We start from the raw sequence: 26,268 nt of genomic DNA, 5'->3' as shown, positions 1-26,268 counted from the left end.
AACTGTTCACTTCTTAAGGGTTATGACTGGCCCAGCCATTCTTCTTTTTATCATTCTAAATTATTCCATATATAATAAAATTGGAGTGTTAATATGAAACGGTTTTCTGTAAGTATTTTGCTTCTGGCTCTACTAGTCTTAACTAGGTGTACAACGAATAAAACTTTGGAAACCGTGACAGAAAACAATGGAGAGGAAGTTGTTATTTCTGAAATTAACGGAGATGAATTGGTGGTATATAAGGACTTACAAGATCTTACAGCAGAATATCCTTCTTTTATTGTGAAAGTCAGCGATGAGACACGCGTGATAATTAATGAACAGGAAAAAGAGTTAACAGATTTGAAACTAAACCAAACTGTAGAAGTTTTACTTGAAGAAGGAATTCTGCATGAATCAAAAGAAATGTTAGCGGTTAAAATCCAGGTAATTGAGTGAGAGGAAGAAACAACCGGATTGTACTGAAGGAAAGCAGTGTGCACATTTGATTATTAAAAGGCTATTGCAATAAATCCTTTGATTTTGAAGGCATTATTTATAAATCTAATAAGAAAAAATCCGACTGGGTTAATAACCTTTCAGACGAAAATGTTGAAGTATATTGGGAGAATTTTAGTTCACCTATAATTGCTTACCAGAACTAATTGCAAATATAAAAAGTAGAGCAGTGCAATTCAGCACTGCTCTTCCTCTTTCGCCTATATGTGTATTTACTTTCTCGCTTTAATGATCATCGTGGTTGGAAACTTTTGTGCTTTGTAAAGTGAATAATAGCGGTCGGATACTTCCGGTTTTATGTTCTTCAGTTGGAGCGGCACGTCCGTCTCGACGACTTCTTCAATGGTGAAGCCTGATTTAATCAATGAATTCAAATATGTACTGAACTTACGCTGTGGAATAACAACCGGCGCATCTTCCCCTTTAAAATTGTCGTATCGTGTCATACCTTCTGCCTGATAGGAGCCTGTCAGTGAAATAAGCCCATTTTTACTATTTAGATGAGGGTAAAACGGATAATCCCAGCTAAACAGGTAATAGCCGCCGGGTTTTAAGTAGGAATATATTAACTTAAACGTGCTGTCCAAATCTGTCGTCCATCCTATGGCATAGATGGAGTAAACAACGTCAAAATATTCTTTCGGAAGAGCGATATCTTCTTCCATCGCTGCACAGTGCAAGTTTGCCTGAAGTCCTCTTAAAGTTTCCTTTGCAGTATCGATTTGCTTCTCTGAAAAATCAACTCCCCATAATTCTTCAGCACCTTGTGCTTTCATATAAGCGAGGGAATGGCCGCTGCCACAGCCGATATCCAGCACCTTTTTATCTTGAATTGCTTCAAACAATTGCAGTTCTTCGTCGGTTTGGGTAAAGGGACCGAAGCTCGGTAAAGCATCAATGCCATTAAAGTGGCCGGCAACTGTATTCCAACTTTTTTGATTCTGAGTTAAAATCTCCGTTTTCATTTTTCTGCCTCCATTCACTAATTAGATTCTCGAAAAGAAAATTTTATCCTGCCTATTCTTTGTTGCTATGGATGGAAAAGCTCTTCTATCATTTCGTAATTCTTCATGAAAATGAATGGGGACCATATTGTTGCTTGCCAGAAGCAACAATAAAACTAATTGTAAAATAAAGGGGGGGAATCATTGCAACTTAGCATCGGTTTTCCACTGTATTCTGTACAACTCCAATATTATATTAAACATGTTCAAAAGAAGACTCCAGAATAATTATGGTACAATTATCGATAAAACAAAGTCTGAATATTGGAATTTTTAAAGGACTATCTAGGAGGAAGAAAATGAACGGGAAAGAAGTGCTTTCCATTTTCAAAAACGAGTTGGGCAAGTACTCTCAAGAACAGTTGCGGCATATACCTCGGGAAGGTGTGTGGTCCATCGGGCAGATGTATGATCATATTATTCTAGTAGCGCATGAGTATATTGATAATGCACAAATTTGTGCTTCATTATCTGAATGCCAGCCATTCGGTAAAACTCCAGCTGGAGAGCGATTATTTGAAGATGGTGGATTCCCGCCAATTAAGATTAGACTTCCTGATGAAATGAATGCTCCTCCAAACAATACTGATAGTAAAGAAATACTGGAGACAAGAATGGAAGAAGTCATTGAAAGGTTGGTGCAATGGGAGTCCAATTTGGCTTTAATCCATCCAAATAAAAAAGTTGAACATGGAGGTTTTGGCTGGCTGAATGCTAAGGAATGGCTTGAACTGATAGAAATGCATTCCCGCCACCACTTGCGCCAGAAAAAAGAGCTGGAAAATTTTCTATGAACGGCATCGATTAATCAGCAAACTTATTAAAGTAATAAATATGTTAAAGAAGGAGGTTTTTGGATGAAGTACCTGTGCTTGGGTTACTTGAATAAGGAGAAGATGGATGTATTACAAAAGGATGAAGTGGATGACATCATGCTGGAGTGCCAGCCTCATCTCAAGGAATTATACAACAGTGGTCATGTGTTGGTAGATACTGGAGTTGGAGAAGAAGTAAAGAGCTTAAGACGGGTGGATGGGGAGATAGAAGTTGGTACAGGCCAGTTAACCCAGCTGGAGAAAATAATTGGCAGTGCTTTTATACTGGAAGCAGAAAACATTGAAAAAGCAGTTCAAATAGCTTCGTTGCACCCCACTGTACAGGTCAGTCGAGGAGAACAGCTTGGATGGGAAATTGAAATTCGTGCAATCGACTCCTTCGACTTAAAAGAATAATGGGCATGCAGCTGCAGGCCCTTTGCTTCAAGATTTATGATATAGAGGGGGAGAGCTTTTTGAAATATTTGGTTGGTTCTTCTTTAGCTGCTGTATTATCCGTTTTTACATTTGCAATTTATCATTTAATCAGCTTTGGCAGTTTTATTAACTTCAGCACTTTTTATATCTTCACTGCGACTGTGCTAATGTTTGCTTATATAGGAGGTTTAATTGGATTTTTATATTTGTACTTACAAAAGAATAAATCGCATTTAACTAATAAAAATTTTTTAGTCTTCTTAGCGATAGGTCTAGTATTAGGGATTGTATTAGAATGGGTAGTGGCAGACGGGCACTATATAGGATTTTTAATGGCATCAATTGTTGGTTCACTGACGTTCTTATTTGCAAACGGAATTGAGTCTCTAATTATCAGGTTAATAATTATACCTCTTCCTTTTATAGTTGTTTTTGGTTTCCCATTCTTTGATAAGTTTTGACTGTAAAAATAATTATATCTACTAATTAATACACTAATTGCAACTTGCATATTAATCTTTAATACCTTAACTATAAAACTTACTTAATATTTTTGGAAAACAAGAAGAGCTAACAACTTTCTATTTTATTTGGAGGCAGAGAATGAAGACATTTGGTGAACGTGATCTTAAATTGAATTATTGGAAGAGAATTGGAGCATATGCTGTCATTCAAAATGACCAACAGCAATTTTTATGTGTCAAAGATTTGGATGGTCTTTTATTTTTAGTTGGAGGTGGGGTTGATGAAGGGGAATCTCCTGAAAATGCGTTATTAAGAGAGAGTATAGAAGAAACAGGCCATGAAATTCAAATCGTTAAAAGCATAGGCAAAGCTGAGAGACATTGGGTTTCATCAAAATATCCTAATGATTCTCAGCACAATATCGGATTTTTATACGCAGCTGAACTGTTGGAAAAGGTGGCTGAACCGGTTGAAAAAGAAATAATGTGCTGGGTTGATTACGATGAAATGGAAAAGAATCTTTTGCATGAGCACCATTTGTACTTAATAAAGCAGCATTTAAGTATTTTATAGTATTGAATTAAATTATCATTAAATCCATATTTAAAAGGATCCTTTCAGAAGTATGAGTATATTTTGCTTGAATGATCATTAATGGAAAAGGAGGACCCAAATTGGAATCTAAAAAAACACCTGAAGATGGAAGAGAGCGCTTAAGACAGAATGAATTAAACAGTAATCCTTGCGGCTCATTTCGTGATGGAATGGACAGGGGATCCGGCATTGGGAATTTAACGGATTCAGCAGGTGGAATGGGATGGAAAGGCACAGGTGTACTAATAATCGTGTTATTTTTTGGGTACGTCGTATACAGTCTGTTTTTCAACTAGCAGTATAATTCTTCGATGAGGAGGAACTTTAAATGGAGTTTCTTCTTTTTATTTTGCATGAAAATATTTGTTTTTCGAGATCACTTAGAGGTCGAATGATAAATGAATAAAGGAGATTTATGGATTCAAGAAGAATAAAGCAAAATAGGAAAATCATTTCCAGAATTCATCTTGAGCTGATAGGTATAATTTTTTTGCCGTCTACGTTTTTAATGCAGTTACATGAATTACATTCTGAAGGAGAAGTCCGATGCCTACATACAATATGCACTTCGAGATCACCACATATAGTGAGTCAGATAATGGTATGCATTACGCTGAAGACTATTCATTTTGGAAGCCGCTTATCGAACATTTTCTAAGTGGAATGGATACTTTTGAAATCCATTGCTGGGAGGACGAGCGGGCTGTGGTTGATGAAATCATTCAACAAATGAAGAACGTTATATGCCGGATAGAAGGGAAGGTTCTAATCGTGAAAGGAGAGATGACTGACAAAGCGAAGAACTTTCTCCTTAGCAATCCGTTGAATGCTGCTGGACAGTTAAAATGGTTTTCAGTCTTTCTCTACTGCAACGGGAATATTTTGTTTTCCTCTGAGCATTATGGAACCGAGTTCACAGGGAGCGGCTTAAACGTCGAACAAAAAGAATTTTTTATAAGCACACTTCCGGAAGATATCAGTGTTTTGGAATGGTAGGCGAAAGCGAAACTAGTTACATTTAAAATACCTTTTCTTTTAACTATGCAAAAAGCAAAATAGATTCAAGTTATAATTTTAATCTTGTAACTTCTTGCCACTAAGCCTGTCTAATAGAAGTAAAAGGGGGAAAGGATAATGACTAAATTTCCCAAACCAGTTATTTTTGCTGTATTGATATTGGCAATACTAATTATTGAGCCCTTTCGAATGGAACCGCCCACACCAAATGTTACAGTGAACGGAAAAGAGATTCCGACTACGCAAGGTTCCTATTGCTGGCGTGGAATTATAATTTCACAATGTGTGGATTTCATTCATACGACTCCTTTAGATATGGCAAAAGAACATAATCCCACTTTGATTTCACCGCAAGAAAAAATCGGAATTGATTTTCATAAGGAACCTCTTTCTGAAACATTGGTAATAGAGCAATGGATTGATGAAAATAATATCAAAGAAATCGAACTTATAAATGATTCCATTTCAACGCCGCAAGAAAAAGGCATCTATGTTTATCATATAAAGGCACTTTGGAAAGAAGGGGACGGCAACTATGCTTTCTCGGTAGTAGTTGATTGAGGACCGTTTCTGTCATTATCAGAGCATAGAAATTCTATGCTTTATAGAATACAATCAGCCTTATTCTGTCTAATTACAAAAGGTGGAGGAATGCCGCATTGTCCAAACTGTAAGCAGAAATGGAATTTGAAGAAAACATTTAAAGCCCATGGTGATCATAATCAAGGGACTGCATGCCCGAACTGTAAGAAAGTTCAGTATGTCTCCAGAAAAACAAAACAGCTGCAGGGTTTTATTACACTGGGGTATATGATCATTACATTTCTGGCATGGAGAGAATTTGAATTAGCTGCTGTTCCTTTCTTTACCGTCGCCATACTGACAATCGTGCTCGGAATATTCATTCTCATTTCTACAACTGAGCTATCCGAAGAAGTGGAATCAGGTTGGTGACTAGTAGAGACAGGAAAAATTTCAGAAAACATAAATGAAGGAGGGGAAGCTGATCTTAGCTGTCCCTCCTTCAATCTTAAACACTATCCTAATTGATTCCTTTCCTTTAACCTGGCGAAATTTGGAGATCCCGAGTCAACAGTCGGTTGAGTACTTTTAACTTCCTCATTTTTACTGACTGAAGGAACCGGCTTGTTCTCTGCCATTCCTTCGGCCATTGTGTTGAAGCAATACATCAGCAGCATGAAGATAAAAATTGGTGGGAGGATCATCCAGAATTGCTGTGTCAGAAACGCCTCTCTGGAAATAGCAATCATTCCGGATAACTCGTATATTTCCGGAATGAGTCGAGGAGAATCTGCTTGAGCTTTTGCACCGCCAACGAAAATCGATAAAATACCCAAATGTATAAACATTTGAAGCACCTGCACAACATGCTGTGTCCAGTTCAGCACAAGCTTTGGCCATAGCTGTGGATTGATGTGCTTAACCAAAATCCATATCAGAGAACCTCCCATCAGGACAGAACTCTGCACATAATCTTTCTTCAACGTTTCGTTCATTTCATTGCCGATCGAACTCATAGTAATCGGCAGCACAATTAATGCCATAATCAGTACTTGGATAGCGAGACGCTCGGTTAAAGTGGTGGTCCATTCACCATGGCCGATGAGTATGGGCACGAGCAGTACATAGACCAGCAGACTTAATGGCAGAAAATGCATTCCATCGGCAATTGACGTCACGGCTTTTCTGAATTTATTGTTTAAATAAAAGACATAGATAAAGCCGAACACATAACCAGCAACGACACGGACCGTTGCAGTAATGAGCGTAATAGCGATGGTGTATTTTATGCCCACGAGCAATTGCTGGAAAATCGAATAACCATAAGGATCTGTACCGAATGGAAGTTCGGAAGAAGGAGGATGCGGCGCACTGCCCAACATGCCGCCATCAGCTGCATACAAGTACGGCGTTTGCCCAACCTGGTCATCGAAAAAGAGATAGTAGCCGACACTGATGAAAAAGAGCCCCAGAACAATTAAAAAAGGGATCGTGATTTTCAATCGTTTACCGAAAAAAGATAGGAATCCTTCTAATGGATTTGAAGCCTCTTTTTTCCTGAAAATCCTGAAAATCCTGGAAATGAGAGAACGCAGCTGAGTAACATCCAAAAAGGCTAAATTAAACTTACCGAATATAGCATTTCTTTCGGTTCCTTCTTTATGAATCAAAATTTCAGCAAGACTATAAAATAGAAAGAACGGAGTAAAAACAGTCACGAGTATAAATGTGATTCCTATTGGTGAAAAATCGCTTCTTAGATAGTAAAGGATTCCGTTTATCCCAAACAGGTGCTCAATGATGAGCAAAGAGGAGATGGTGAGCCATACAATGGATTTGGATTGAAAGAACAAGCTCTTTAAAACATTGGATGTGCAATGTTTCAGTAATATCTCTGCATTGCCTAATCCCTTGGCTTTAGCCAGGTCAACATATGGTCTTTTCCATTCAGCCTCAAACAGCAAAATAAAGAGCTTGAAAAACAATAGGGTAGGCAACACCGACAAGCAAAGGATCGGAGCCAAGTAGACCAGCGCATCTCCTAAGCTGTAGAAATTAAGAACTAGTAAGCCGGTTACCGTGTAGAATTGGACAACCGCGATTTGAATCAGGAATATGTATGAAAAATCCGGGAACGACTCCAACACTTTTGTAGTTTGCAGAAAGAGTGGTTTTGCGTGTCCTTTCGACAGCATAGCCATGACGGCCAGGATATATGACAGCAAAAGTGCAAGAAGAAGCGAAGCAATCAAAATTGGCATCGAATATAGATAAGGACCGGTAAAATAGTCGAAAAATGACACGTCAATTGTATCGAATGTGCCCGGGACGCGGTAATTGAGCTGCCAAGCTGCAGGATTCAACAATTCTTTCAGCACTTGCCAGCACGTCAGGAAAAAGAGCCGGAAGTCGAATAATTGACCAGGTGTAAAAAGAATAGGGGCACAGCTGATCAACAGGATTCCGAGTAAACCAAGCAAGTACTTCAAAGGCAGAAGTAAGAGATTTTTCAAGAAGAGCCCTCCTTTCGGTGAATGGGTTTTAAACAGCTGTAATTATCCGATGAAATATTCCCTGTAAAAAAAGAGCGTCATAATGAGTGCAAACAGAAAGTAAGCAAGAGAGCCGAAAAAGATAAATGAAGTGCGTGCTGCTTTATTCATGAATGGCATTCGAATGCCGGTTTCGCCCCGCGTTTCCATATCTGACTGCCGCATATAAGGACTGGTTCCTCCTGTGAAACTATGAGCAAAACCAATACAGACCACGCCTAACGGAATGGATACATCGACGAAATTCAAGTCGAACAGGATCGAGATCAATGAATTTAAGATTCCAAGAACCAAGAAAGTTAAAGTGAAAATAATTGCTTGCTTCATCTTTTTTCCTCCTATAGGTTATATATTTTTATTGCTGAAATGAAGAGGAGTAAATGATGAGAGTAAAAAAAGTATACTTAAGAGTATACGGGGTAAAATACTGATAGTTTTAACTATTTGGAAAAAACAAGTGGTAAACTTATTCAATAGAGTAATAATCACACTGGCAGGAGGCCCTTAAATGAAAAGATTTATCCTGGGAGCAGCAGTTTTTGTTTTAATAACAGGCTTTTTAAGTTTTCAAAATAACTGGGAGATTGCAATGAATATAACAGGGATCATTGGTCTGGGAGGCATCTTACTGGGAGGCTTTTTAAAAACGGGTTTCATCAGTTCATCTGCACCAATACTGGGAAATTTAGCTGTTATTAAATTGGATAATACAATCAATTTATCGAATACAATCATACTCATTGCTTTGCCAAATTTTATCGGAGCTGTCTTACTGTATTTTATAGTTTAGTGAAGCAGAAACTTAGAAATTAAGTTTCTGCTTTTTATTAAAGGCTTAATTTTGAATGGCTACATAAATCGAATGCCAGGAAGGAAATCGAAAAGTATTTATAGAATTTATTTCATATTGTGCCAATTCCTTGATTGACAGTGGTTCTTCATTTTATAAAAGGAGTGTTTAAGCGTGGTCATAAAAGTTTGTTTAAACGGGGGACGGACCAAACGGGAGCACGCTGGAATCCCTGTTACGCTCGATGAGGTTATAGCCGATATTCATGCAGTGAGGAAGCTTGGAGTGCAGCATTTTCATGTTCATTTAAGGGACAGCGAGGGAATGGAGACATTCGAAAACCGTCTGCTTGCACCGCAAATGCGGATTTTAAGGCAGCGCTTTCCGGATATAAAAATCGGCTTAAGTTCGAATTTGTTCAACGGGATGACTCCGGAGAGGCGATACCGGAATATCAGAGAATGGGAATTCCGGCCGGATTATACTTCAGTGAATCTCTCAGAGCCTGGAAGCGTAGAACTTTGGAATTTGCTGAAGAATAAAGGGATTAAACCGGAAGCGGGGATATGGAATCTCAACGACGCCGAAATTTTTGTGAAGCATAAGCTGGACCTGTTTTGTGAACGAGTTCTGATTGAGATGTTCTTCGAAGAAGAAGAGGAAGCAATTCGCCAAGCTAACCAGATCAGCGATATTATAGCCGAGCATAATCATTCATTGGAACAGGTGCATCAGGGAGAAGGGATAAATACATGGGGGGTAATTGATAATGCCCTGTCCCAAGATTACGGAGTGCGAATCGGCCTGGAGGATACATTGGTTTTGAGGAATGGGGTAAGGGCATCGGGAAATGTTGAACTATACAGAGAGTTAAAGATGGGGCAAGCTGCATTTTAAATCTAAATATGGATTCCCCGAAATGCATTCAGATCAGAAACTGAAATCATCAACTATTTCATGTATGATGAGGAGAGAAGCAGTCACTCAGCAGAAAGGATGATTCCAATGGCAGTTACGCAACAGCAACTCAACGATTGGCAGCAGAAGTACCCTTTATTATCCGACGTGATGGATTTTCGGCCGGTGTTATGGCTGAATCCGAATGAAACGAAGACTTCGGATCTCGGACAACTGGCGGTAACGAAAGAGGATATGCAAGGAGCGGAGGAGCTATGGCAGCGCTTTGCGCCTTTTTTGGCGATAGCGTTTCCTGAAACGGCAGAAGCTGGAGGAATCATCGAGTCACCATTGAAAGAAATTTCCTCAACTAAAGACATTTTAGAAACCACTTACAGCACAAAAATTCCCGGCAGACTGTTCCTGAAATGTGACAATGAACTCGCGGTCGCGGGATCGATCAAAGCGCGCGGCGGCTTTTATGAAGTGCTGCATCATGCGGAGCAATTGGCGCTGGAGAGTGGCATGATCACTGATGGCGATGATTACAGCAAGTTTGCATCCAAGGAGTTCAAGGATTTCTTCGGCCAATATTCAATCGGCGTGGGTTCGACAGGCAATTTGGGACTAAGCATCGGTATTATCAGTGCGGAGCTCGGCTTTTCCGTTTCCGTCTATATGTCGGCTGATGCAAAAGCGTGGAAGAAGGACTTGCTGCGCGCTAAAGGCGCCATCGTCCATGAATTTGAAGGCGATTTCGGTGAAGCCATTCTGGAGGGACGTCAACAGACCAAAGAGAACCCAATGGCTTATTTTGTCGATGATGAAAATTCGAAGCATCTGTTTCTTGGCTACAGCACTGCAGCTTTCCGCCTGAAAAAACAATTGGATGATCTGGATATGACTATTGATGCGGAACATCCTCTGGTCGTTTATTTGCCATGCGGTGTTGGCGGGTCGCCGGGCGGCATCACGTTCGGGCTCAAACAGATTTATGGCGATGCCGTCCATTGCTTCTTTGTGGAACCGACGCATTCGCCGTCTGTCCTGATCGGTTTGATGACGGGGCAGAAAGAAAAAGTCTGCGTCCAGGATTTCGGAATCGATAATTTGACTGAAGGCGACGGCCTTGCAGTCGGCAGGCCATCGAGTTTCGCTTCGTCAATCAGTGAAAAATTGATCAGCGGCATTTATACACTTGAAGACGAAGAACTATACCGGTTATTGGCAATTCTGGCCGATGGCGATGACATTTTTGTCGAGCCATCTGCAGCTTCATCTTTACTCGGACCGGTTAAATTGAGTCAAGAGGAATATCTGTCCACGCGCGGTGTGGATCCAGATAAGGCTGTACACATTGCCTGGTCTACCGGCGGCGCCTTGGTGCCTGAGGAAAATATGCAGGCGATGTACGAAAGAGGCAAAAATTTACGCGAATAAAAGATCGTTTTTTAGCTAGAAGGAGCCGGAAGAATGCAGAGATGCGAAAACTGTAAGCAAGCTTTCAAATGGAACCAGCTTTATCAATCGTTATGGCTCGCTTTTCGGCCGGTTAGTTGCCGGAAATGCGGTACAGTGCATAAAGTAGCCAGTGCCTCTCGGCTATTGGCGGTTTTATTGCTGCTGGTGCCTGTGATTTATATTTCGATTTTTATGCAGAATCTGGAGCTGGGAAGAGTCATGTTGCCGATTGTGGCTGTGATTGCCCTGGTTTCAACAGGCCTGCCATTTCTCCTTAAATATGAAAAAGTCGAATCAAGCATTGACACAAATTATGGAAATCGGTAAGATAACAAAAATACATTAAATTCTGGGAAGATAAGAGTAGGTATATGGAGTGTCGAAGCGAGCCGGGGATGGTGGAAGCCTGGCGGCCGAAGTATACCGAACCGCATATCTGAGAAACCGCCTGAACTCGAGTAGGGCAGGTCGGCTGGCGCCGTTACCGCTTTAAGCAGGTCCGATGATCGGGCAATCAGAGTGGTACCGCGGGAACCCCGTCTCTAATTCATATTAGAGACGGGGTTTTTTCTTTTTTACCGGGAAACAGGAGGAGTGGAACGATGGATTATAACAAATTGTTTGCAGAGGAAATCGAGAAAAATCTGGATGGTGGAATGGATTTAGGGAAGATAATGGGTTTAGTTGAAAAACCGAAGTTTGATGGCCAGGGTGATTTGGCGTTTCCCTGTTTTTCATTGGCGAAGATCCAAGGCAAGGCACCGCATTTGATTGCAGTGGAGTTAGCGGAGCGGATAAAACATCCTGTGTTCGAGGATGTCGTTGCTGCAGGACCATATGTAAACTGCTTCTTGAAAAAATCAGCCGTCAGTAAAGAGTTGCTGCAAACGATCGTGGAAGAAAAGGCGGCATATGGCGGGAGCGGGCTCGGTCAAGGCAAAAATATCACCATCGACTTTTCATCCCCCAATATTGCAAAACCTTTTTCGATGGGACATCTGAGGTCGACGGTGATCGGGAATTCATTGGCGAAAATCGTTGAAAAGGTTGGATATAAAGCAGTGGGGATCAATCATCTGGGAGACTGGGGCACGCAGTTCGGAAAATTGATCGTCGCATATAAAAAATGGGGCGATGAAGCGGCGGTGAAGGAAAATCCGATACCGGAATTATTGTCGCTGTATATTAAATTCCATGAGGAAGCTGAAGGTGACCCTGGCCTGGAAGACGAGGCCAGAAAGTGGTTTTGGCAACTGGAGAATGGCGACGTGGAAGCGGAAGAATTATGGACATGGTTTAAAGATGAATCGCTGAAGGAATTCAGCAAAATTTATGAACTGCTGGAAGTGGATTTCGACTCGTATGCCGGTGAAGCCTTTTATAACGATAAGATGGCTGCGACTATCGAATTGCTGAGGTCGAAAGATTTGCTTACGGAGTCCCAAGGCGCGGAAGTGGTGGATTTGACTGAAGAAGGGCTGCCGCCGTTTCTGATCAGGAAAAGTGACGGCGCAACGCTTTACGGCACACGGGATCTGACGGCCGCTTTATACAGAAAAGTGAATTATCACTTTGCAAAATCGCTTTACGTGGTTGGGCAAGAACAGACGCTGCATTTCAGGCAATTGAAATTGGTGCTGAAAAAGATGGGATATGACTGGTCGGATGATATGGAACACATTCCGTTCGGATTCATATTGAAAGACGGGAAAAAGATGTCGACCCGTAAAGGGAAAGTGGTTTTATTGGATCAGGTGTTAAAAGACGTAATCCAGCTGGCGGAAAAAAATATCGAAGAGCGGAATCCGGCACTGGCGAATAAAACGGAAACCGCACAAATGGTGGGCGTCGGTGCAGTGATTTTCCACGATTTGAAAACGGAGCGGCAGAATAACGTCGAGTTTTCACTGGAGGCAATGCTGCGTTTTGAAGGTGCAACGGGACCTTACGTCCAGTACACCCACGCCAGAGCCTGCTCGATTTTGCGGAAATCAGGAATTTCGGTGGATGAGATTAAGGCTGTTGGACTGGACGACAGCTACAGTTGGGAAGTCATCAAGGATTTGATGGCATTTCCGGAGGTGATTTTGAAAAGCTTTGAGCAAAGCGAACCTTCCGTTATTGCAAGATACGCAATCGAACTGGCACAGGATTTCAATAAATACTATAGCCACGTGAAAGTATTGGAAGATGATGGGCAGCTGGAAGGAAGACTGGCTTTGGTTTTTGCCGTTACTGTGGTGCTGAAGGAAAGCCTCCGTTTGCTCGGTATCCAGGCGCCGAACGAAATGTAAAATTTGCCGGCTTATGCAGGACACTTTCGCTTTCCCTCGAATACTATAGGCAATAGCTGAAAATGAAAGGAGAAAACCATGGCGATTCAATCCAATCATATTTTTATTAATTTGCCAGTAAAAGACCTGGACAGATCAATGCAGTTTTTTGGTGATATCGGATTTGAATTCAACGAACAGATGACGGATAAAAACGCTGCGTGCATGATAGTCGGCCGCAATATATTTGTGATGCTGCTGGTTGAAGATTATTTCAAAAGCTTCACCGGCAAAGAGTTATGCGACTCAGCCGCCAGCACGGAGGTGATCGTCTCGATCACGGCGGACAGCCGAGCGGGCGTTGACGAAATCGTTCAAAATGCGCTGGCGGCCGGCGGTTCTGCCTCCAACGATAAAATGGATAACGAATTCATGTACGGTTGGAGTTTCGAAGACATCGACGGACATTTATGGGAAGTCATGTATATGCCGGAAAATGAAGATGAGGGTGATGATGAGTTTTATGGGTGAGGGTTTTGAGTGGGATGGGATTTTTGGTAAGAGCGAGTAGAAGATTTAATCGAAGATCTTGAACAGGCATTAAGCTAAAATCATAGTGAAATAAAAGGACAGCACTCGATATTTCGAGTGCTGTTTTTGTTGTGTTTTTATTGCTGGAATTGAGGAATCGACGATAAACGGTTGAGAATCGACGATAAACTTCGGGAAATCGACGATAAACATTCGAAAATCGACGATAAATCGCAGCAGTTATTGAAGATTATGATTCAGAAATTATTAATGGAAAATATTGAGATTTAGCCAGAACTTTTTCACATATAAGGGACTATTAAAAAAGCCCAAGCCATTATTTAACAGAAAAAGTTCTCTATTTGACGGAGGTGATGTAGAGAACTTTTCTCTATGTCTTTTTAATGCTGAATTTAAAGAATCGCTGATAAACGTTGAGAAATCGCTGATAAACTAAAAAAAATCGCTGATAAACCTCCAGAAATCGCCGATAAACTCCAGAAAATCGCTGATAAAATTTAAATGTCTCAAACCAACGCCACCGCATAAATAATATTGGAAATTATAGGAGAATGTCAGGAGTTTTTATTCAATCTCAAAAACAATTTATCACCAAATAAAAAAGACGCCCGCGAATTCACGCGACCGCCTCATTTATTCTACAAATAATCCGCATAGCGTTTCTCGAGATAATTCTGCAGCACCGTCATGACTGAACAGATTGCCCAGTAGATCAATGCGACCAGGATCAGCAGCGTCAGCAAATCGTATTCACGGGCGCCGACTGTCCGCGCCTTCTGGAAGATTTCCGGCACGGTGATCATCGCGGCTAAAGAAGACGCTTTGATCAGGTCCAGGTAGACGTTGGACAGCGGCGGCACGGCAATCCGCACAGATTGCGGAAGGATGATGCGCCGCATTGTCTGCCAGTAAGTGAGCCCGAGCGCGGTGGAAGATTCCCATTGGCCTTTGTCGACTGACGCGAGTGAAGACCGGAATACTTCCGCGATATAAGCTGCGCTGTTGATGCTGAAGCCGATCAATGCGGCCTGTACCGCTGTAAATTCGATGCCGATGACGGGCAATGCAAAATACAGAAGAAATAAAATCACGAGTATCGGCACGCCGCGCATAAAGGAGATGTAAAGCCTCGCCGGATATTGCATGAGCTTGACCGGAGATGTCCGGGCAAGCGAGAGGAAAAATCCGATGATCAATCCGCAGAGCATGCTGACGACCGAAATGAGTAATGTATACCATATGCCTTCAAGCACATAGGGGAGGGATTCGATCGCCAAAACCGGATCGAATAACAATCCCCATTCAATTTCATTCATCGAACCCCTCCATTTGTTTCATCTTGTTTCTTAGTGTCTAGACTCCAACCGCCCAGCTCTTCGGGTCATAAGCCAGCTTAGCTATGCGGCAAAGAGCGCCGCTCCGCTAATCCGTCTTATGCCTTTCAGAGCTTAACGGGCGCCGTCGCTTTTCTCTACTCCTCAATATCAGGCTTAACCGATACATCAGCACCGCCGAAGAATTCCTCGGAAATTTCAGTGATGGTGCCGTCTTCAAGCATTTCATCCAGAACGCGGTTTACGTTTTCAGCCAGTTCTTCGTTGTCTTGATTCATGACAAGGCCAACTTCAGATGGAGCGTATTTGATGTCCGGGTGGATTGTGATATTGAGTTCCGGGAATGCAGCTACACCGAAAGTTGAAAGGTAGTAGTCGTTCAGGATGACGTCTGTGCGACCGATTGAAACGTCGCGCAAGTAGACTTCGTTTGACGCGTTGTCATAAGTAACTTCTTCAGCGCCGTAACTGCGGGCGATTTCCATGTAGATGGAAGTGGAAGCGCCTGCCGCTTTTTTGCCTTCAAGATCTTCCAGTGAGGAAATTCCTGAAAGATCGTCTTCGCGAACTACTGCTGTACCATATGAATATTTTACAGGAGTCGAGAAGGTGAACTCTTCAGCGCGGTCTTCTGTAATTTCGATGTCATTGGCTGCGATATCAACTTGGCCAGTCTGCACACTTGTCAGCATTTCATCAAAGCCCATTTCCTTGAATTCGATATCAAGTTCGAGGCGTTCGGCCACTTCACGGGCAACTTCCACTTCAAAACCGGTAAGTTCATCAGATTCCGCGTCGCGGAATGATGTTGCCAATAAAGTTCCGGAAGTCGCAACAGTCAATGTGCCTTCTTCCTGAATTTCATCCCATGCAGTTTTCTCTTCAGTTGCGGTATCTTCATCTCCGCCGCATGCAGCTAAAACCAGCGCTGAAGCTGCCAATAGAGCAGGGGCAAAGAACATTTTTTTCATTTTCGCCATATAAATAACCTCCATATTTTATAGTCCTTTAAAAACATAGCATTAAGCGTGTAAGAGGGCAATAACATAGATACTGAATTTTAAAACACAGAAGATTCCTGCAACTTAATCTAAATAATATTCTTATGTAAACAAGAAACAGCCGTCTCCAAAATGCTGACGGCTGTTTCCAAAAATCATTTTTTCAGTTTGATGACGAGTTCTTCATCCGGTGTGACGAAAACTGTTTTTTGTTCGAAGTAGATCACGAATCCTGGTTTTGCACCGTTCGGCTTTTTTACTTGCCGAACTTCTGTGTAGTCCACGGGTACCGATGATGATTCCCGCGCCTTGCTGAAATAGGCAGCAATCGTGGCAGCTTCAAGAATCGTTTCTTCGTCCGGCTCCGCATCGTGGATGATGACGTGTGAACCTGGAATATCCTTCGTGTGGAGCCAAGTATCGGATTTGGAAGCCACTTTGAACGTGACGTAATCGTTCTGCTTATTGTTTTTGCCTACCGAGATCGGAATGCCGGTACTTGAAACATAAGGCTCGACAGACGGTTTTGTCGGCTTTTTCTTCTTCTTCGACTTCTGCGCCTTCATATAACCCTGTTCGGCCAGCTCTTCGCGGATTTCTTCAATATCGGAAATGCCGGCTTGCTGCACCTGTGACATCAATGTTTCGAAATAAGCGATGTCGTCCTCGGTTTTTTCGATTTGTTCCTGGGTCTTGATCACAGCGGTTTTGGCTTTCTGGTAACGCGAATAAAACTTCTGGGAGTTTTCGATAGGCGTCTTCCGCGGGTCGAGGGGAATCAAAACTTTTTCTTCATTATAATAATTGTCCACTTCGATTTCCTTCATGCCTTTTTGGATGCGGTGGAGATTAGCCATGATCAGTTCGCCGTTCAATTGGAGAAGGTCACGCTTTTCCGCCTGATCCTGCTCTTTTTTCAATTTCTTTAATTTCAGTTTCAGTTTTGAAATTTCGTTTTGCAGCCAGCGCTCCAAATCGCCTGCCTGCTGTTTGACGCGGTCGCGCTCCGCTTTAGCGTAATACATACGGTCGAGTAATTCACCGAGATTTGGAAAGCTCAGACCCTGGGCATCCAAATGTTCTAAAGGAGTCGCGGAGAAGTAGCTTTTGCTGTCCTGCTCGACATAATAGCCGACAGGATCCTCTTGGCTGAAATCTTCTAGAAATTTTTCAGCGGCCGATTCCTTGTCGCCTGCCGTTGTCATTCGGTGATGCAATTCACGCGCAGTCAGCGGAGAAAATCCGGCATACTGCTGGACCAATTCCTTTTCATCCAGATTTACCAACGCGTCCGCATTAGTGAACGGATCCCTTTTGTCCTGGGACGGCGGGAAGATATAAGGCTGTCCCGGTAAAATTGTACGGAAAGAGTTGACGCTCGGCGGCAGGTGCTTGAGGCTGTCGAGAATCATCATTCGTTCCGAGTCGACCAGGATGACATTCGAATGCCGTCCCATCATTTCGACATGAAGTTCCCGTTCGATGTCGTCGCCGATTTCATTTTTCGCCTTGATTTTCAAAATGATAAGCCGGTCCATTCCGTGCTGGGAAATTTCTGTGATGACGCCGCCTTCGATATGCTTGCGGAGAAGCATGCAGAACATCGGGGGTTCAGAAGGGTTGGTGTTCGCTTGTTTACTTAAATGAATCCTGGAATACGAAGGATGGATCGAGATCAATAATTTATGGTTGCTTCCTTGTGAGCGGATGTGGAGCAGCAGTTCAAGCTGATTAGGCTGATGAACTTTTGAAATTCTTCCGCTGACCAGCTGTTGCAGTTCACTGGTCATCGCTTTTGTAAATAATCCATCAAATGCCATGAAAATCCCTCTTTCAAATCGTTTTGTTCCATCTTATCATTTCTGGCGTGTATTATGATATAATAAGACAGTTAGTTACAAAACGAAGAATATAGACCGGATGTAATGGCGGTGGTTAAGGTGGTAAATGAAATGAGAAAACAACGCGGACTGCTGATCGTGTTATCAGGGCCTTCCGGGGTCGGCAAAGGCACAGTCAGAAAAGAGCTGTTCTCACAGCCGGATACGAATTATGAATACTCCATATCGATGACGACGCGGTCGCCCCGTGAAGGCGAAGTGGATGAAGTCGATTACTTTTTCAAGACGCGCAACGAGTTCGAGGAATTGATCGAACAGGGTCAATTGCTTGAATACGCAGAGTTTGTCGGAAATTATTACGGCACTCCGCTCGAATACGTCAATAAGATGCGTGACGCGGGACGTGATGTGTTCCTTGAAATCGAAGTGCAGGGAGCTGCACAGGTGCGGGACAAGGTGCCGGATGGCCTGTTCATCTTTTTGGCGCCGCCAAGTCTTTCCGAACTTGAGGAACGGCTGGTCGGCCGCGGAACCGAATCCGATGAAGTGATCGCTTCTCGGTTAGGGGCGGCAAGACAGGAACTGGAAATGATGAATCTGTATGATTATGTAGTTGAAAACGATGAAGTGGAAAACGCCTGTGACCGCATCAACGCCATTATTATTGCTGAACATTGCAAGCGCGAACGTGTAGAAAAAAGATACTTTGATATGCTAAAGGAGAATGCATGATGTTATACCCATCCGTTGATAAATTAAAAAGCCGTATCGATTCGAAATACTCTTTGGTGGCTCTTGCTTCCAAACGGGCACGCCAATTGCACGAAAATGGCGATGAGAAACTTTCTAAATACACATCCGCTAAACCGGTAGGCAAAGCGCTTGAAGAAATTGCAGAAGGTGTTTTGACGCAAGTGCGCCAGGACGAAGCTGCTATCTATGAAGACGAAATTTAACCATTAATCACAACCTACGACTCCCAGAGCAAATTTGTTCTTTGGGAGTTTGTTGTTTAGAAAGGGTGTTTGCGTTGTTGGCGAATCGTAGGATTTTATTGTGCGTGAGCGGAGGAATCGCTGTTTATAAAGCGGTTGCACTTGTCAGTAAATTATCTCAGGCAGGAGCGGATGTAAAAGTCATCATGACGGAATCGGCGCGGCAATTTGTTCAGCCGCTGACATTCCAGGTCATGTCCCGGAACGATGTCTTTTACGATACATTCGATGAAAAGGATTCTTCTGTCATTGCCCATATCGATCTGGCGGATTGGGCGGATCTCGTTATTGTGGCTCCGGCGACTGCCAATGTCATCGGCAAGCTGGCGAACGGCATCGGCGATGATATGGTGACGACAACATTGCTTGCTGCGACTGCTCCGATCTGGATCGCACCGGCGATGAATGTGCATATGTATGACCATCCGGCAGTTAAGCGGAATATCCAGCGGCTGCATGACGACGGCATCCGTTTTATCGAACCGTCGGAAGGATTCCTGGCCTGCGGTTATGTAGGCAAAGGGCGTCTCGAGGAACCTGAAAAGATCACGGAATTGGTGAATGGTTTTTTTAGCCGTGAAATGCTGCTGAAAGGCAAAAAAGTGGTGGTGACAGCAGGACCGACACGGGAACGCATCGATCCGGTCCGCTTTTTGACGAACTTTTCGAGCGGCAAGATGGGATATGCCATGGCGCAGGCGGCAGCTGAACTTGGAGCGGAAACCATCCTGATCAGCGGTCCGGTGTCATTGCCGGCACCGTCAGGCGTGAAACGAATTTCTGTGGAAAGTGCTGAAGATATGCTGCAGGCGGTAAAAGCGGAATATGCGAATTCAGATTTTGTCATCAAAACAGCGGCAGTCGCCGATTACCGGCCGAAAACTCTGCATGGTCAAAAGATGAAGAAGCAGGAAGGTGACGCTTCGCTTGAACTTGAGCGTACGACAGATATCCTCCATTACCTCGGGTCTGAAAAAGGCGGACAAGTTTTGATCGGTTTTGCGGCTGAAACAAATGACGTAAGCCATTATGCGAAAAGCAAACTTGAAAGAAAAAATGCCGATTATATTATTGCCAACGATGTGACTGAGTCACAGGCGGGATTTGAATCGGATACCAATAAAGTGACGATTTATGGAAAAGAGAATTTCGAGAAATCTTTCGAACTTCTTCCGAAACAGGAATTGGCGCGCCAATTGCTGAAGCTGATTGTTGAAAGGGAAATGCGAAATGATCGCTGAAGTTATTGTTGATGTTGCTGCGCATCCCATTGACCGGCCGTTCGACTATTTGATTCCTGAAAAATTGGAAGCTTTGGCTGAGCCGGGCATGCGGGTGAAAGTGCCTTTTGGGAACAGAAAAGTGCTTGGGTTCATCACCAATATCAAAGAAACATCCGATTTTGATCCAGGACGAATGAAACCCATTCATGAATTGATGGACGTTGTTCCGGTTCTGAATAAAGAGCTGCTGGAAATGGCGGCTTGGATGAAAGAACATACGGTTTGTTTTGAAATTGATGCATTGCAAGTGATGGTGCCGGCCGCCTTGCGGGCTAAATATGAAAAACGTTTTGTGCTGGCAAGCGGGCTGGAGGAAATCGACTCACGGCTTCATCCTTATTTCGGAAACAAGCCTTTCATCCGCAGCCAAGAGGCTGAGGATGTATTCGGGTTGATTAAAAAAGAGATGGATAAAGGGACAATCATTGCAGATACCAATATTCAACAGCAGACCGCTGTGAAAAAAGTACGGATGATCCATATTTCAGATTCTGTTGAGAAACTAGACTCCATTGATATCCGCGGCAATGCCAAACAACAGCTGAAGCTGATGGATTTCATGAAAAAAAATCTGGGACTCTCTATTGAATCTTCCGAACTGCAAAAAATAGCGGGCGTTACGCTGCCGACAATCTACAGTCTGGCCGAAAGAGGCGCAGCTGATTTATCGAATGTGGAAACGTACCGGGATCCGAAAATGCTGACGGAAATCGAGAAAAAAGACAACCTAGTGTTGACAGAAGCACAACAGAGAGCCTTTGATGCGATCGATAAGTCGTTAAATACACCCAGAACATTCCTTTTACACGGTATAACGGGAAGCGGCAAGACGGAAATCTATCTGCAGACCATTGATCAGGTCCTGAAGGAAGGGAAAGAAGCGATTATGCTGGTTCCCGAGATTTCATTGACCCCTCAAATGACTTTGCGCTTCAAGGAACGATTCGGTGATATGGTCGCCGTGCTTCACAGCGGCTTATCTGCCGGTGAAAAATACGATGAATGGCGTAAAATCCAACGCGGCGAAGTGAAAGTGGCAGTCGGCGCGAGATCGGCGATTTTTGCGCCGTTTGAAAACCTGGGATTGATCATTCTCGATGAAGAGCATGAATCCAGTTATAAACAGGATGACTCTCCTCGTTATCATGCTCGCGACATCGCGATCTGGCGCGGAGAATATCATAGCTGCCCGGTCATATTGGGAAGTGCGACGCCTTCGCTCGAATCGTATGCACGCGCGCAAAAAGGGGTTTATGAATTGCTGGTGCTTGAAAAACGAGCAAGAAATCAACCTTTGCCTGCAGTCCACATCGTCGATATGCGCGAAGAGCTGAGAACCGGCAACCGGTCGATGTTCTCAATTCAATTGGCGGATGCAATACGGGATCGATTGGCGAAGAAGGAACAAACGGTTTTATTCCTGAATAAGCGGGGCTATTCTTCGTTTGTTCTTTGCCGGGACTGCGGGACTGTCATGCAATGTCCGAATTGCGATATTTCATTGACCTATCACCGGTCGAGCGAAATGATGAAATGCCATTATTGCGGATATGATGAGCGGGTGCCGCATACTTGTCCGGAATGTGAAAGCGAGCATATCCGTTTCTTTGGAACAGGCACACAAAAAGTGGAAGAAGAATTGGCGAAGCTCGTGCCGGAAGCAAGGGTTTTGCGGATGGATGTTGATACGACGCGCAATAAAGGCGCGCATGAAAAAATCCTTAATTCCTTCGGGGAAGGCAAAGCCGACATTCTGCTGGGCACACAAATGATTGCCAAAGGACTTGATTTCCCTAACATTACCTTGGTTGGTGTGCTGTCCGCTGATACAACATTGCATTTGCCGGATTTCCGCGCAGCCGAAAAAACGTATCAATTGCTGACGCAGGTCAGCGGCCGTGCAGGGCGTGACGTGTTGCCGGGAACCGTTTTTGTGCAATCGTATACGCCTGAGCATTATGCAATTACCTTGGCGAAGGATCAATTATATGAACCGTTCTACGATCAGGAAATGGCCATGCGCAGGGCAAGCGGATATCCGCCTTATTATTATGTCGTGAATATCCAGTTCACCCATGAAGATTTGATGACAGTGGCGGAATATGCCGGGCAGACAGTTGAATATTTACGAGAACAATTGTCGGAAGGGACGATCATCATCGGCCCTTCAGCCTCGCTGATCGCCCGCGTCAACAATAGATATAGATATCAATGTTTGATAAAATACAAAAAAGAACCGAAACTGACAGAAGTGATGCAGCAATTGATCAAAATCTATCGTTCCGATTGGCTGAAAAAAGGCGCCACATTGGCAATCGATATGAATCCGACTTCGGTGATGTAAAAGAAAAGAGGAACTGAAAATGGCTATACGACCTATCGTAAAACACCCCAGCGATGTGCTGGAAAAATCTTGTGAAACTATAACAACATTCGACAAAAATCTGGCTGTTCTATTGGATGATATGTACGAAACGATGATCGAAGCGGATGGCGTTGGAATTGCGGCTCCCCAGGTAGGGACGGCGGTCCGCGCCGCCATCGTCGATTTCCGTGAAGGCCAGGATCCGATCGAAATGATCAATCCCGAACTCGTATTATATGAAGGGTCTGATACCGATATCGAAGGATGTTTGAGTTTCCCGGGTGTATTCGGTGAAGTGGAACGATATGACCATATCAAGATAAAAGCGCAGGAACGGGATGGTTCGTGGTATGAACTTGAAGCGGAAGGCTATGAAGCCCGCGCGATTCTGCACGAAATGGATCATCTGGACGGCGTTTTATTCACCAGCAAAATCACTAAATATGTGACTCAGGAAGAACTGGATGAAATGATCCGTTTGCAGGAAGAAGAGGAGGAACAGGCTTGACCAAAATCGTATTTATGGGAACCCCGGCTTTTTCTGTACCGATTCTCCGCATGCTGGTTGAAGAAGGCTACAATGTCATTTCTGTAGTGACACAGCCGGATCGCCCTGTTGGACGTAAAAAAGTGCTGACACCGACGCCCGTAAAAGAAGAGGCGCTGCGTCTGGGGCTGCCGGTTTATCAGCCGCAAAAACTGAAAAACCCGGAAGAACTGCAAGCCGTATTGGATTTGGAAGCGGATTTAGTCGTAACCGCGGCGTTCGGTCAGATTCTGCCATCTGAAATATTGGAAACCCCGAAACTCGGTGCCATCAATGTACACGCTTCTTTATTGCCTGCGTACCGCGGAGGCGCACCTATCCATCAGGCGATTATCGATGGACAGAAAGAAACTGGCGTCACCATCATGTATATGGTGGACCGGCTGGATGCGGGAGATATCATTTCCCAGACAGTTGTGCCGATTGAAAAGCACGACCATACCGGCAGCATGTTCGATAAACTCAGCGCAGCTGGAATGGAATTGCTGAAAGAGACTTTGCCTTCTATTCTAGATGGAACGAACAAGCGCATTCCGCAGGACGAATCGCTCGTCACGTTTGCGCGCAATATTTCACGAGAGCAGGAGCGGATTGACTGGAATCGCTCAGCAGAAGACATCTACAACCAGGTGCGCGGGCTTCACCCGTGGCCGGTTGCCTATACAAGTTTTAAACAGGACAACATGAAAATCTGGTGGTCCGAAATAGCCGAAGAATCCAAAACAGGAACTCCGGGCGAAGTGGTCAGAGTGACTGAAGACGCTGTCCATGTCCAGACCGGCAAGGGAATTCTGGCAATAACGGAATTACAGCCGGCAGGCAAAAAACGGATGTCGGCTAAGGATTATTTAACCGGACCTAAAATTCAGGCAGGAGATTTATTTGAATGAAAAATAAAAAATTACACGGCAATGTCCGCGACGCTGCATTTTCGATTCTTTGGGCAGTTGAAAACAAGCAAGCCTACAGCAACCTTTTGCTGCATCAAACAATTGAAAGCTACGGCATTTCAGCAAAAAACCGCGGCTTGCTGACAGAAATCACTTATGGCACATTGCAGCATCAGATGACATTGGATTATTATCTGGAACCGTATTTAAAAGGTAAAGTCGAGCCCTGGGTCAAAACCTTATTGCGGATGTCGCTGTATCAGATTGTTTACCTGGACCGCATCCCCTCCCACGCAGTCGTCCATGAAGCGGTCGAAATCGCCAAACGGCGCGGGCATGGAGGAGTCGCTTCTTTAGTGAACGGTGTTCTCCGGTCCGTGCAGCGTTCCGGTGTCCGGTCATTTAACGTGATTTCCGATCCGATCGAGAAAATCTCCATCGAGACGAGCCATCCGGCGTGGATGATCAAACGCTGGTCCGAACAGTTCGGATTGGAAAAAACGCGTGAAATGGCTCTGGAAAACAATAAAATACCATCACAGACAGTGCGGGTAAACACCGTCCGTGCAACTGTGGATGAAGCAATTGAAATGCTCGAATCCGAAGGGCTTGAAGCGGTTCCAAGTAAAATCATCCCGGAATGTCTTGTCGTAACAGGCGGCCAACCCGCCAGAACAACCACTTTTGAAAAAGGGTTCATCACGATTCAAGATGAAAGTTCAATGCTGCCTTCATATGCATTGCAGCTTGAACCGGGTATGAAAGTATTGGATATGTGTGCCGCACCCGGAGGGAAATCAACTCATATCGCTGAAAAACTGAACAATAAAGGTGTCCTCTATTCGATGGATTTACATCCGCATAAAGTGAAATTGATAAAGGAATCCGCTGACCGTCTTGGCCATACTGTTATAGAAACGGATGTGGGAGACGGTAAAAAAAGTGTTGAACGCTTTGGCACAGAGCAATTCGACCGTGTGCTGGTGGATGCGCCCTGCAGTGGCCTTGGCGTCATAAAACGGAAACCTGATATTAAATATACAAAAAGAGAAGAGGATTTCAGCAGATTGCAGGAAATCCAGATAGAACTGCTTGACCAGGCGGCTCAATTGCTGAAACCCGGCGGTATTCTGGTTTACAGTACATGTACAGTAGACAATATGGAAAATCGCGGAACAGCCGAGAGATTCCTGAAAGAGCATCAGAACATGGAGAAAATCCAAGTGTCATTGCCGGAAGCACTTGGCGTAAAACATAGCGGTTTCGTCCAGGTATTTCCGCAGGATTTCGGAAGCGACGGATTTTTCATCGCCGCTTTCCGGAAAACTGGAACTGTTGAATAGTCAGCAAATCGAATTGACGTGGGATGAGGTGTAGAAATTGTTGTTTCAATATGTCATGGAAAGTGATACAGGAAAAAAGCGGGAAGTGAATGAGGACCGTGTCGCGGTCCTCAAAAGGCCTGATGGGCTGCTGCTGGCGCTGGTTGCTGATGGAATGGGCGGCCATAACGCAGGTGATGTCGCCAGTGAAATGACTGTGGCTGCTTTGAGTGAATTGTTTTTGGAAGCGGACAGCGAAAATTTCGTTTCTTCAGCGAGCAAAAAAAGCTGGCTTGATGAAAAAATCCGTTTCATTAACAGTGAAGTCTACAATTACGCCGGGGACCATCCCGAATGCAAAGGGATGGGAACAACACTGATTGCCGCTTTGATAGAAGAAAGTTTTTGTATAATCTGCCATATCGGAGACAGCCGTGTGTATACGTTCAATGGCAAAGCCGAGCAGGTTACGCGGGACCATTCCTATGTCAATGTGCTGGTTGATAATGGTGAAATCAGTGAAGAAGAAGCGGAAGACCATCCGAAAAAGAATTGGATTGTGCGCGCGCTTGGCACAGAAGCAGGCATCGAAGGGGAGATGATCGAGCTGGAACTCAGCGATTCTTCCTACCTGCTGATCTGTTCAGACGGGCTCAGCAATAAAGTCTCTAAAGAAGAAATAGCGGAAATAATCAGTTCCCGTTCAGCTTTATCGCAAAAAGGGAAAGACCTCGTTGATCTCGCCAATGATAAGGGAGGAGAAGACAATATTTCGTTTGTTCTTCTTGCCTCGAAAGCTGGGGAGGTGTAAG

The 26,268-nt window shown here is 43.8% G+C and carries 29 protein-coding genes and 1 other annotated feature; of the genes, 23 read left to right on the top strand and 6 right to left on the bottom strand.

All coding sequences use genetic code 11. The features are described from left to right. Positions 1-93: 93 nt before the first annotated feature. Positions 94-438, top strand: coding sequence for a hypothetical protein (locus AC2Q9J_RS01845; protein WP_499036814.1), 345 nt, complete (start codon positions 94-96; stop codon positions 436-438). A 272-nt stretch (positions 439-710) separates the two neighbouring features. Here the strand turns inward: AC2Q9J_RS01845 and AC2Q9J_RS01840 are convergent, their stop codons facing one another. Then, on the bottom strand, positions 711-1,463 hold the full coding sequence (locus AC2Q9J_RS01840) for a class I SAM-dependent methyltransferase (RefSeq protein WP_499036813.1): 753 nt from the start codon (positions 1,461-1,463) through the stop codon (positions 711-713). A 338-nt stretch (positions 1,464-1,801) separates the two neighbouring features. Here AC2Q9J_RS01840 and AC2Q9J_RS01835 point away from each other — a divergent pair, with 338 nt between their 5' ends. The 8 genes from AC2Q9J_RS01835 (at position 1,802) to AC2Q9J_RS01800 (ending at position 5,785) form a co-directional block, all read left to right on the top strand. Further along, positions 1,802-2,296 (top strand): DinB family protein, encoded by a 495-nt coding sequence (locus AC2Q9J_RS01835; protein WP_499036811.1) that lies wholly within the window; start codon positions 1,802-1,804, stop codon positions 2,294-2,296. A gap of 63 nt (positions 2,297-2,359) precedes the next feature. Then, positions 2,360-2,734 (top strand): YciI family protein, encoded by a 375-nt coding sequence (locus AC2Q9J_RS01830; RefSeq protein WP_341202465.1) that lies wholly within the window; start codon positions 2,360-2,362, stop codon positions 2,732-2,734. 59 nt (positions 2,735-2,793) lie between these two features. Next, positions 2,794-3,216 (top strand): hypothetical protein, encoded by a 423-nt coding sequence (locus AC2Q9J_RS01825; protein ID WP_499036809.1) that lies wholly within the window; start codon positions 2,794-2,796, stop codon positions 3,214-3,216. 142 nt (positions 3,217-3,358) lie between these two features. Beyond that, a complete protein-coding gene (locus tag AC2Q9J_RS01820) occupies positions 3,359-3,793 on the top strand; it encodes an NUDIX domain-containing protein (RefSeq protein WP_499036807.1) in 435 nt (144 codons plus the stop codon). A 101-nt stretch (positions 3,794-3,894) separates the two neighbouring features. Then, positions 3,895-4,110: a DUF6366 family protein gene (locus AC2Q9J_RS01815; RefSeq protein ID WP_499036805.1), complete on the top strand. Its 216-nt coding sequence runs from the start codon at positions 3,895-3,897 to the stop codon at positions 4,108-4,110. Between the two features lie 250 nt (positions 4,111-4,360). Then, positions 4,361-4,810 (top strand): hypothetical protein, encoded by a 450-nt coding sequence (locus AC2Q9J_RS01810; protein ID WP_499036803.1) that lies wholly within the window; start codon positions 4,361-4,363, stop codon positions 4,808-4,810. Positions 4,811-4,948: 138 nt separating this feature from the next. Continuing rightward, a complete protein-coding gene (locus tag AC2Q9J_RS01805; RefSeq protein WP_499036801.1) occupies positions 4,949-5,392 on the top strand; it encodes a hypothetical protein in 444 nt (147 codons plus the stop codon). A gap of 36 nt (positions 5,393-5,428) precedes the next feature. Beyond that, positions 5,429-5,785, top strand: a complete 357-nt coding sequence (locus AC2Q9J_RS01800) for a TIGR04104 family putative zinc finger protein (protein WP_499036799.1) — start codon at positions 5,429-5,431, stop codon at positions 5,783-5,785. A gap of 83 nt (positions 5,786-5,868) precedes the next feature. On the opposite strand, the gene AC2Q9J_RS01795 is transcribed toward AC2Q9J_RS01800, so the two are convergent. Together AC2Q9J_RS01795 and AC2Q9J_RS01790 are read right to left on the bottom strand one after the other, a co-directional pair. After that, positions 5,869-7,866 (bottom strand): ABC transporter permease family protein, encoded by a 1,998-nt coding sequence (locus AC2Q9J_RS01795; protein WP_499036798.1) that lies wholly within the window; start codon positions 7,864-7,866, stop codon positions 5,869-5,871. Between the two features lie 42 nt (positions 7,867-7,908). Then, the gene (locus tag AC2Q9J_RS01790) at positions 7,909-8,232 is read right to left on the bottom strand and encodes a hypothetical protein (RefSeq protein ID WP_499036796.1); all 324 of its coding nucleotides are present in this window, start codon (positions 8,230-8,232) and stop codon (positions 7,909-7,911) included. A 181-nt stretch (positions 8,233-8,413) separates the two neighbouring features. On the opposite strand from AC2Q9J_RS01790, the gene AC2Q9J_RS01785 reads away from it, so the two are divergent. The 6 genes from AC2Q9J_RS01785 (at position 8,414) to AC2Q9J_RS01760 (ending at position 13,857) form a co-directional block, all read left to right on the top strand. Next, the gene (locus tag AC2Q9J_RS01785; RefSeq protein WP_341202475.1) at positions 8,414-8,695 is read left to right on the top strand and encodes a hypothetical protein; all 282 of its coding nucleotides are present in this window, start codon (positions 8,414-8,416) and stop codon (positions 8,693-8,695) included. Positions 8,696-8,869: 174 nt separating this feature from the next. Then, positions 8,870-9,592, top strand: coding sequence for a 3-keto-5-aminohexanoate cleavage protein (locus tag AC2Q9J_RS01780; RefSeq protein WP_499036794.1), 723 nt, complete (start codon positions 8,870-8,872; stop codon positions 9,590-9,592). 108 nt (positions 9,593-9,700) lie between these two features. Further along, entirely contained in the window at positions 9,701-11,032 is a 1,332-nt protein-coding gene (dsdA, locus tag AC2Q9J_RS01775) for a D-serine ammonia-lyase (protein WP_499036792.1), read from the top strand. A 33-nt stretch (positions 11,033-11,065) separates the two neighbouring features. Further along, positions 11,066-11,380 (top strand): TIGR04104 family putative zinc finger protein, encoded by a 315-nt coding sequence (locus tag AC2Q9J_RS01770; protein ID WP_117312448.1) that lies wholly within the window; start codon positions 11,066-11,068, stop codon positions 11,378-11,380. A gap of 15 nt (positions 11,381-11,395) precedes the next feature. Next, positions 11,396-11,600, top strand: a binding site (T-box leader). A 55-nt stretch (positions 11,601-11,655) separates the two neighbouring features. Next, on the top strand, positions 11,656-13,347 hold the full coding sequence (gene argS, locus AC2Q9J_RS01765) for an arginine--tRNA ligase (protein ID WP_499036790.1): 1,692 nt from the start codon (positions 11,656-11,658) through the stop codon (positions 13,345-13,347). Positions 13,348-13,425: 78 nt separating this feature from the next. Continuing rightward, positions 13,426-13,857 carry a VOC family protein gene (locus AC2Q9J_RS01760; RefSeq protein ID WP_341202480.1) on the top strand — a complete coding sequence of 144 codons (432 nt, stop codon included), beginning with the start codon at positions 13,426-13,428 and terminating at the stop codon, positions 13,855-13,857. Between the two features lie 659 nt (positions 13,858-14,516). On the opposite strand, the gene AC2Q9J_RS01755 is transcribed toward AC2Q9J_RS01760, so the two are convergent. The 3 genes from AC2Q9J_RS01755 to AC2Q9J_RS01745 all read right to left on the bottom strand — a co-directional run bounded on the left by AC2Q9J_RS01755 (position 14,517) and on the right by AC2Q9J_RS01745 (position 18,033). Continuing rightward, a complete protein-coding gene (locus AC2Q9J_RS01755) occupies positions 14,517-15,194 on the bottom strand; it encodes an amino acid ABC transporter permease (RefSeq protein ID WP_112222842.1) in 678 nt (225 codons plus the stop codon). Between the two features lie 155 nt (positions 15,195-15,349). Continuing rightward, the gene (locus AC2Q9J_RS01750; protein WP_341202487.1) at positions 15,350-16,183 is read right to left on the bottom strand and encodes a transporter substrate-binding domain-containing protein; all 834 of its coding nucleotides are present in this window, start codon (positions 16,181-16,183) and stop codon (positions 15,350-15,352) included. A 185-nt stretch (positions 16,184-16,368) separates the two neighbouring features. Beyond that, positions 16,369-18,033, bottom strand: a complete 1,665-nt coding sequence (locus tag AC2Q9J_RS01745; protein ID WP_499036787.1) for an Rqc2 family fibronectin-binding protein — start codon at positions 18,031-18,033, stop codon at positions 16,369-16,371. 132 nt (positions 18,034-18,165) lie between these two features. Here AC2Q9J_RS01745 and gmk point away from each other — a divergent pair, with 132 nt between their 5' ends. The 8 genes from gmk to AC2Q9J_RS01705 all read left to right on the top strand — a co-directional run bounded on the left by gmk (position 18,166) and on the right by AC2Q9J_RS01705 (position 26,267). Next, entirely contained in the window at positions 18,166-18,786 is a 621-nt protein-coding gene (gene gmk / locus AC2Q9J_RS01740) for a guanylate kinase (protein ID WP_341202482.1), read from the top strand. Continuing rightward, a complete protein-coding gene (rpoZ, locus tag AC2Q9J_RS01735) occupies positions 18,786-19,010 on the top strand; it encodes a DNA-directed RNA polymerase subunit omega (protein ID WP_341202483.1) in 225 nt (74 codons plus the stop codon). The genes gmk and rpoZ overlap by 1 nt, the downstream gene beginning before the upstream one ends. 74 nt (positions 19,011-19,084) lie before the next feature. Continuing rightward, on the top strand, positions 19,085-20,290 hold the full coding sequence (gene coaBC, locus AC2Q9J_RS01730) for a bifunctional phosphopantothenoylcysteine decarboxylase/phosphopantothenate--cysteine ligase CoaBC (RefSeq protein ID WP_499036784.1): 1,206 nt from the start codon (positions 19,085-19,087) through the stop codon (positions 20,288-20,290). Then, on the top strand, positions 20,280-22,676 hold the full coding sequence (priA, locus tag AC2Q9J_RS01725) for a primosomal protein N' (RefSeq protein WP_499036782.1): 2,397 nt from the start codon (positions 20,280-20,282) through the stop codon (positions 22,674-22,676). The genes coaBC and priA overlap by 11 nt, the downstream gene beginning before the upstream one ends. Positions 22,677-22,695: 19 nt before the next feature. Beyond that, complete coding sequence (gene def / locus AC2Q9J_RS01720; protein WP_499036780.1) at positions 22,696-23,205, top strand: peptide deformylase; 510 nt, start codon at positions 22,696-22,698, stop codon at positions 23,203-23,205. After that, positions 23,202-24,134: a methionyl-tRNA formyltransferase gene (gene fmt, locus AC2Q9J_RS01715; RefSeq protein WP_499036778.1), complete on the top strand. Its 933-nt coding sequence runs from the start codon at positions 23,202-23,204 to the stop codon at positions 24,132-24,134. Before def ends, fmt begins: the two co-directional genes overlap by 4 nt. Beyond that, on the top strand, positions 24,131-25,477 hold the full coding sequence (gene rsmB, locus AC2Q9J_RS01710) for a 16S rRNA (cytosine(967)-C(5))-methyltransferase RsmB (protein WP_499036776.1): 1,347 nt from the start codon (positions 24,131-24,133) through the stop codon (positions 25,475-25,477). Before fmt ends, rsmB begins: the two co-directional genes overlap by 4 nt. Positions 25,478-25,517: 40 nt before the next feature. Continuing rightward, on the top strand, positions 25,518-26,267 hold the full coding sequence (locus tag AC2Q9J_RS01705; RefSeq protein WP_499037326.1) for a Stp1/IreP family PP2C-type Ser/Thr phosphatase: 750 nt from the start codon (positions 25,518-25,520) through the stop codon (positions 26,265-26,267). The last annotated feature ends 1 nt before the right edge of the window (position 26,268 follow it).

It is taken from the genome of Planococcus sp. RAB007_Raresut, assembly GCF_057369535.1.
This window is presented reverse-complemented; position numbering and strand designations above follow the sequence as displayed.